Source organism: Pseudomonas sp. NPDC086112, from assembly GCF_044746425.1.
Classification (GTDB): Bacteria; Pseudomonadota; Gammaproteobacteria; order Pseudomonadales; family Pseudomonadaceae; genus Aquipseudomonas.
Genome location: NZ_JBIVCD010000023.1, coordinates 19,742 through 22,757, shown reverse-complemented (window position 1 = coordinate 22,757; position 3,016 = coordinate 19,742). Strand labels below are relative to the sequence as shown.

Sequence of the window (3,016 nt, the reverse complement as noted above, 5' to 3'; positions counted from 1 at the left end):
ACAATCAATTAGCGTACTACATGCAGGCTTTTGCCACAGAAGGAGCAATAGAGCAGCTTGCCGTTGTCCTCGCCGTTGCGGGTGTCAGTCATTCGTTCGATCCAAATCCGATAGGCTTGCAACACAAGATGAAGGCTATTGCGGGCTTTTTCAAGCCCGCCGGTGATCAGACCAGCTGACCAACCCTATTTTGAGCTGCTTATTATTAAGCGGGGCGCTGGTTGATCACTTCATCGATCAACCCGTATTCACGCGCGGCTTCAGCGCTCATGAAATTATCGCGGTTGGTATCGCGCTCGATTTCTTCAAGAGTGCGCCCGCTATGCTTGGCCATCAGCGTGTTGAGACGCTCACGAATGAAGAGGATTTCCTTGGCATGGATTTCGATATCCGAAGCCTGGCCCTGGAAACCGCCCAGTGGCTGGTGAATCATCACACGCGAGTTCGGCAGGCAGTAACGCTTGCCCTGGGCACCGGCCGTCAGAAGAAACGCGCCCATGCTGCACGCCTGACCGATACAGGTGGTCGATACGTTTGGCTTGATGAACTGCATGGTGTCATAGATCGACATGCCCGCCGTCACCGAACCGCCCGGGGAGTTGATATAGAGATGGATGTCCTTGTCCGGGTTTTCCGCTTCAAGGAACAGCAGTTGCGCACAGATCAGGTTGGCCATGTAGTCCTCTACCGGACCAACCAGAAAAATCACTCGCTCCTTGAGAAGGCGCGAGTAGATGTCATAGGCGCGCTCGCCACGAGCAGACTGCTCGACAACCATCGGGACCAGGCCGCCTGCGGCCTGGATATCAGAGTTCTGCTGAATATAGGAATTACGGAACATGCTCTGCAGTCACTCCCAAATAGTTATGTCTTGAATACGCATAAGCCAGCACGAAGGCTGGCTTATGGTGTGTGCTTCTTACCGCAAAAACGATCAGTCGGCTTGTGGAGCTTCTACCGGCTTGACAGCTTCTTCGTAAGAGACCGATTTGTCGGTCACGCTAGCTTTCTGCAGAACAGTATCCACAACTTGTTCTTCCAGCACAACCGAACGGACTTCGTTCAGTTGCTGGTCGTTCTTGTAGTACCAGGACACAACCTGCTCAGGCTCCTGGTAAGCCGAAGCCATTTCCTGAATCATCTCGCGAACGCGGGCTTCGTCAGGCTTGAGGTCGAATTGCTTGACCACTTCAGCCACGATCAGACCCAGCACAACGCGGCGCTTGGCTTGCTCTTCGAACAGCTCGGCCGGCAGTTGGTCAGGCTTGATGTTGCCGCCGAACTGCTGAACAGCCTGCACGAGCAGACGGTCAACTTCGTTGGACAGCAGAGCCTTTGGTACTTCGATCGGGTTGGTGGCCAGCAGACCGTCCATAACCTGATTCTTGACCTTGGATTTGATCGCCTGACGCAGTTCACGCTCCATGTTCTTGCGAACTTCGGTGCGGAAGCCTTCCAGACCGGTTTCCTTGATGCCGAATTGAGCGAAGAATTCTTCGGTCAGCTCTGGCAGTTTAGGCTCGGAAACGGTGTTCACGGTTACGGTGAACTCAGCGACTTTGCCTGCCAGGTCGAGGTTCTGATAGTCCTCAGGGAAGGTCAGGTTCAGAACGCGCTCTTCGCCGGCTTTAGCGCCGACCAGACCGTCTTCGAAGCCTGGGATCATACGACCGGAACCCAGCACCAGTTGGGTGCCTTTGGCGGAACCGCCAGCGAACACTTCACCGTCGACCTTGCCGACGAAATCGATGTTCAGTTGATCTTCGTTCTGAGCAGCGCGATCGGCGACTTCGAAACGGGTGTTCTGCTTGCGCAGGATTTCCAGCATCTTGTCCAGATCGGCATCAGCCACGTCAGCGCTCAGGCGCTCGACAGCGATACCTTCGAAACCGGCAACGGTGAACTCCGGGAACACTTCGAATACGGCTACGTATTCCAGGTCCTTGCCTGCTTCCAGGGATTTAGGCTCGATCGAAGGCTGACCAGCCGGGTTCAGCTTCTGCTCAACCACAGCTTCGTAGAAAGAAGACTGGATTACGTCGCCTACAGCTTCCTGGCGAGCGTCAGCACCGAAACGGCGCTTGATTTCGCTCATTGGCACTTTGCCTGGACGGAAGCCAGCGATCTTGGCCTTTTGGGCGGTCTGCTGCAGACGCTTGTTGACCTGGCTCTCGATACGCTCAGCCGGCACGGTGACGCTCATGCGGCGCTCAAGAGCAGTAGTATTTTCAACAGAAACTTGCATGGATATTCCTCGTTGCACAGACGTTAGCCGGCCGTTTCCGACCCCAGAATCAAGGGCATGCATTCTAGTGGGTCAAACTCAAGAAGTCACCCTACTGAAAACGGGTAAAAAAGCAGCAGGCAATTTATAGGCGGGGACAAACGGTTGTGCCTCGCCCTGTTAGCAAATACAGCCAGTCATGCCAAGGCTCTGCACCCATCCTTCTATATATAGAAGGAATCGGCAATCCATCCCTGACAGCCGACCCCGCGAAGGGATCGACGGACAAATCGTGCATCATCGAGAAACATAAATACGATGAAACGACCTGACCCTGCGACCCACAACCTGCAGTCGTCGACACTCAAACAACTGAAACAAAAAAGGCGCCAGACTGTTAAATCTGGCGCCTTTCGAAATATGGGGTGGACGATGGGGATCGAACCCACGACAACGGGAGTCACAATCCCGTGCTCTACCAACTGAGCTACGCCCACCATATTGCGTGACAAAGAAGCCAAACAACTTCTTTGCTGAGCCCCAACCAAGCCAAGCGGCAAGAGTGAAGCTTTATTTGGTGCGGATGAAGAGACTCGAACTCTTACGCCTCGCGGCGCTGGAACCTAAATCCAGTGTGTCTACCAATTCCACCACATCCGCGGATTGAAGCTGTTAAAGCAAAGGCGCCAGACTGTTAATCTGGCGCCTTTCGAAATATGGGGTGGACGATGGGGATCGAACCCACGACAACGGGAGTCACAATCCCGTGCTCTACCAACTGAGCTACGCCCA

2 protein-coding genes, 2 tRNA genes and 1 pseudogene are annotated in these 3,016 nt (G+C 54.2%); all 5 read right to left on the bottom strand.

The window, feature by feature from the left end:
* A pseudogene (locus ACIPLA_RS17055) lies at positions 1-92 on the bottom strand (hypothetical protein); the annotation flags it as partial.
* 113 nt (positions 93-205) lie between these two features.
* On the bottom strand, positions 206-841 hold the full coding sequence (gene clpP, locus ACIPLA_RS17050) for an ATP-dependent Clp endopeptidase proteolytic subunit ClpP (protein ID WP_007901795.1): 636 nt from the start codon (positions 839-841) through the stop codon (positions 206-208).
* Positions 842-934: 93 nt separating this feature from the next.
* Complete coding sequence (tig, locus tag ACIPLA_RS17045; protein WP_401174387.1) at positions 935-2,245, bottom strand: trigger factor; 1,311 nt, start codon at positions 2,243-2,245, stop codon at positions 935-937.
* A gap of 400 nt (positions 2,246-2,645) precedes the next feature.
* Positions 2,646-2,721 (bottom strand) — tRNA-His (locus ACIPLA_RS17040).
* Between the two features lie 78 nt (positions 2,722-2,799).
* Positions 2,800-2,884, bottom strand: a tRNA-Leu gene (locus ACIPLA_RS17035).
* Positions 2,885-3,016: the final 132 nt, after the last annotated feature.

Coding starts and splice junctions, on each gene's coding strand:
- clpP (WP_007901795.1), bottom strand. CDS start 841: ATGTTCCGTAATTCCTATATTCAGCAGAACTCTGATATCCAGGCCGCA.
- tig (WP_401174387.1), bottom strand. CDS start 2,245: ATGCAAGTTTCTGTTGAAAATACTACTGCTCTTGAGCGCCGCATGAGC.